Genomic DNA, 4,373 nt, shown 5'->3' on the forward strand with positions numbered 1-4,373 from the left:
ATGAAATACTTGTTGGTAAAGCTGATATTGCTGCACTGCCATTGCAAAGTGATGCCCCAGCGCTTCCGCAAGTTCAATTTCTTGGGGAGTCCAGTTGCGAGGTTGACCTTTTTTTAACTCTCTCCATGTCTCGAAGGAGCGACGGGGATAGTATTGTCGCCGATCGGGGTCGAACTGTCCAGCCCACAAAGTTTCGGTGTCAATTTCATCGCGAAATATCGTTAGATAGCCGAGAAATCTTTGCCTGTACTCCAAGGGAATTATTAATAATCCGCGAATTTTCGTAGATCGAAATGCGGTCGCGAGTATTCGATAGTGAGAGTCTTGATATATATCGGCGATCGCACGCACGCGAGTTGCTGTTTTCGCAACTTCTGGATAGCCAATTACAGCGGAAGACCAGCAGGGGTACTGTTCGATAAATCGGGGATCTGGTATGGGGCATCGGGCACAGGATATCGATAATTCTCCCTGTGTTTGTGACGGCTCAACAATGTTACCGCCGCACAAGTCAACTGTTTGGTTGGGTTGAGTGCCGCAGGTATATACTCGGTCGTGCGCTAAACTTTCAATTTCAGGATGAAAGTCTGATGTGCGGATGTAAATTCTGCCTCCCGCACCCTGAAAGACAGCAACGGTTTCCTCTAAAGCTGTTTGCAGTTGAATAGTTGGTTGGGCGTGCAGCAGGGTCGCAACTCGGTTGATTGTGGCTTCTCGTTGCGCTTGTTGACGGGCAAGGCTGAGTAGGTTAGATTGACCGATCGCGATCGAAACTTGATCGGCTACTTGTTGGACAGCATCCAGCTCTAGTTCCGAAATAGGCTTTGCTTCGGAGTGGTGAGATACCAGTAGCCCCCATAAATGGGGCTGTGCCTGGTGGGTTCTCACATCGTAATAGAGAATCGGCACTACTAAGGAAGACACCACTCCCATTGCTGTCAGATATTCAATATGGCATGGGTCTACAGGTCGGTAGCGGATATCCTCTTTTTCGAGAGGCTCGCCTGTTTGAGCGCAGTCGAGGGGACTTAAACCGATTTGCTGCGAAGCGACATCCACGATCGAGCGTTGTCTAGCTTTGATGAATTGTTCGCGGGCTTCTAGTGGAATGTCATCGGCTGGAAAATTCAAACCTAGTAGAGAAGGGAGGCGATCTTCGTCGATCGATTCCGCAATCACTTCGCCGCTGCTATCCGGATGGAAGCGATAGACCATGACCCGATCTGTACCCAAGAAAGCTCGTATTTCCGCTACAGTTGCTCTCAAAATTTCCTGTAACTCTAATGATTGACGGATGCGGTTAGTCATCCGACGCAGCAATAGTTCCCGATCGATGGCTGGCGGTATTTGGGGTGTCTTCTTTGTAAAAGTCATTGCTTATATCCAAAAAATTTATCAAATTATCAAGTCCGAACTTATGCACTCTGGGGCCAGAAATTGGATTTTAAGGTGGGGGCGGGTTTTCCCAAACCTGTCTGTACCAACTACTAAATATTTATTTAAACGCGCCCCTACTAAACCCACGATTTTTCATAGAAGCCTGCTGTGTTTACCCAAGCCCTAAGAATTTGTCCTTACTCAAATATTAAATATTCTTAAATTATATGTCCATAACTTCACAAAAATCATTATTTGTTTGCATAAATTCATTATTCTTGACAGTGGAGTCGCGGCGGAAAGGTTGCCAACCCTGGAACAGTTTCTGCGAAAGACGAGAGGGGATCGCCAAAAAAGATATTGGCGACCACTAGCCAGCGATAAACACGATCTTACTTAATGGCTGGAAAATCTCCGCATCTACTTTCATTTAATAGCCACGAGTTTGCCAGCTTAAGGGACTTTTTTCTCCAACGATTAGATATCAGACTTGATTTTGTAGAACCTATGCGCTCCTTTTTATCCGAGTTTTATTTAAAAAGAATATTAATACCCGATTATTTTTAGCTTGTCAACTAACTTAGGTAAAAAATATCTATTTTAAGGTCGGCCTATGGGTTTAGTTAGATGGAAAAACAAAAAAAGAAAATCTCTTTTATTCGACCCAAGAGCGCCTAACCCCTATTTTTACAAAGGCGTTCGCGGATTTCTTGGCGAACGCTCATGAGAACTTGACCTAAATGGTTTTGGCCAGTGCGATCGCTCCCGCAACCCCAATAGTAGTCAGTGGGCGAGTTTTCCACAATTACTTTATCGCCTGTGGAAAGGAGAATTGTTTGGATGTCCTCATGGGTAATAAACTTGGTAAGTACCGCTGACCGCATAATGGCGCACTTAACTTGCTCCCAGTCGGGACGGACTTTGCGGGTGCGATCGCGTCCCACAGAAGCGGCCATTTCCGGAGTGGGGGCCTTGTGAATTATTTCGATCGAATGTGCATCTTCTGTACCCCAAAATTTATGGGCTTGATAATAATGCTCCACCGTCGGCCAATATTCCCCGTCTAAATGAATGCCGTGGGGAGAGAAATTAGAAAAACAGCCGTAAGGTTCGCTTACCTTGTAAAAGTAAATCGTCATTTGAAAGCTACAATGTTATATTTCAACTTTTACCATGCCCAGCCGTCCTCTAATTTTTCCCAGAAAGCTTGAGATCGCCGATAATCAGCATTAGTTAGTAAACCTGTCGGAGATGCAAGCGTGTCCGCTGATGGATTTGAGAAAACTAATTTCGGTTGGCAGGTGCAGCAGTTGCAGCAGCAGTTTTGGGAGTGGCTGGAATTGAAATTATCCCAAACGCCCAGAATACCCAATATATCGACCCCAGACTGGTTAGGCGACCTACTATGGCCGATATTCAAAGCGGTATCTTGGATAATAGTGGCGGCGATCGCTACCTGGTTACTTTGGCAGCTGTGGCTGATCTTGCGTCCTTACCTACGTTCTCTCAGCTTTGAGATGGGGAACTCGGCAAATCAATCAACGCCTGCAAAAGAGATCGCAACAGCAGATTGGGTGAAGCGATCGCAGCAATTTTACCAACAAGGTAACTACGGCGAAGCCCTGCGATGCCTTTACATGGCAATGTTGCAGAAACTGCACGACTCTGGCATAATCCTCAACGACCCCAGTCGCACAGATGGTGAATATCGGCAATTAACCGAGACTCTGCCCAAACAAGAGTCGTATCAAATTTTACTTACTACTCACGAAGAACTTTGTTTTGGTAACGCGGAGATTTCCCCAGAAACCTTTGAGCTATGTCAGCAGGCTTATCGGAAAATCGATCGAAAATGAAACTCACACAACGCTATTTATGGCTGGCGGCGCTGACTGTAGCGGTAATAATTCTCCTCACCCTAATGGCGGCTCCGCTTGCTACTAAGCTCAGTAGCGGTTCTACTTACAGCCGCGCTCCCGATGGCTACGGTGCTTGGTACGCCTTTATGGCAAAACGGGGGACGCCGATCGAACGTTGGCAAAAAGCCGATTTACCGGGAGTTAGCCTTCAGAAATCTCAATCCAAAATCCAAAATCCAAAATCCAAAATCCAAAATTCCATCACTCTACTGCGGGTTCACAACCAGCTAGATTATGATTCGCTTTATTATCGGGAGCGGGAATGGGTGGAAGCTGGCAATAAGTTAGTCATGTTGGGAGTGCGCCAACCGGTGACAGAGGCAAATTTTAGCACTGTGCCAGAAAGTCAGACGGGTAAAGTAAAAATTGAGACACGACGGCGGCGGCAATTGCAAGCAAAAGAAGAAATCAGGTTAGCCGATCGCTTCGGTGCGATAGTTTGGGAACAAAAGTTAGGCAAAGGAAAGATAATTTACGCCACTACTCCCCATCTTGCCGCCAATGCTTATCAGGACGAACCCGGTAACTATCAATTTTTAGCACAACTGGTGAGTGAGGGTAGCAAATCTATCTTTGTAGATGAATATATCCACGGCTACAAAGATAAAGAAGAAATCGTTGCAGAAGGTAAAGGCAGTTGGATAACTTATTTAGCCAAAACGCCTTTGGTGAGTATTTTTGTACAAGCAGGTGTTATCCTCCTAGTACTGGTGCTGGCTAACAACCGCCGCCTGGGACAACCGATTACCCTGGCATCGCCAACAGTAGATAACAGCGAAGCTTACATCCAAGCGCTAGCTGGCGTTTTGCAAAAAGCTAATAGTAGCGAGTTTGTAGTGGAGGCGATCGGCAAAGAAGAGCAAATTCAGTTGCAAAAAGCTTTGGGATTGGGAACGACACCGATCGATCGCGAAAGCCTTATCAACGCCTGGGTACAACAAACAGGGCGTCCCGCCGCCGAACTGGAACAAGTGCTGGAATTACAATCTACAAAACGTCGAATTAGCGAGCAAGAGTTGCTAAGCTGGTTAGGAAAATGGCAAAGGGTTAATCAATTGTGATAAAAGTCGAAAGTCA

4 protein-coding genes are annotated in these 4,373 nt (G+C 46.1%); 2 read left to right on the forward strand and 2 right to left on the reverse strand.

Going from position 1 to position 4,373, the window contains the following annotated elements; genetic code table 11:
- Nucleotides 1-1,374, reverse strand: a 1,374-nt coding sequence (locus H6S82_RS20470) for a GAF domain-containing protein (protein ID WP_191056632.1), incomplete at its 3' end; no start/stop codon positions are given.
- A gap of 677 nt (nt 1,375-2,051) precedes the next feature.
- Nucleotides 2,052-2,516: an NADAR family protein gene (locus H6S82_RS20475; RefSeq protein WP_190462605.1), complete on the reverse strand. Its 465-nt coding sequence runs from the start codon at nt 2,514-2,516 to the stop codon at nt 2,052-2,054.
- 120 nt (nt 2,517-2,636) lie between these two features.
- On the opposite strand from H6S82_RS20475, the gene H6S82_RS20480 reads away from it, so the two are divergent.
- Complete coding sequence (locus H6S82_RS20480; RefSeq protein WP_190462607.1) at nt 2,637-3,233, forward strand: DUF4129 domain-containing protein; 597 nt, start codon at nt 2,637-2,639, stop codon at nt 3,231-3,233.
- Entirely contained in the window at nt 3,230-4,357 is a 1,128-nt protein-coding gene (locus H6S82_RS20485) for a DUF4350 domain-containing protein (protein WP_190462610.1), read from the forward strand. The genes H6S82_RS20480 and H6S82_RS20485 overlap by 4 nt, the downstream gene beginning before the upstream one ends.
- Nucleotides 4,358-4,373 lie beyond the last annotated feature (16 nt).

The sequence above is a fragment of the Planktothrix sp. FACHB-1355 genome, assembly GCF_014748295.1.
GTDB lineage: Bacteria > Cyanobacteriota > Cyanobacteriia > Cyanobacteriales > Aerosakkonemataceae > Aerosakkonema > Aerosakkonema funiforme_A.

Coding starts and splice junctions, on each gene's coding strand:
- H6S82_RS20475 (WP_190462605.1), bottom strand. CDS start 2,516: ATGACGATTTACTTTTACAAGGTAAGCGAACCTTACGGCTGTTTTTCT.
- H6S82_RS20485 (WP_190462610.1), top strand. CDS start 3,230: ATGAAACTCACACAACGCTATTTATGGCTGGCGGCGCTGACTGTAGCG.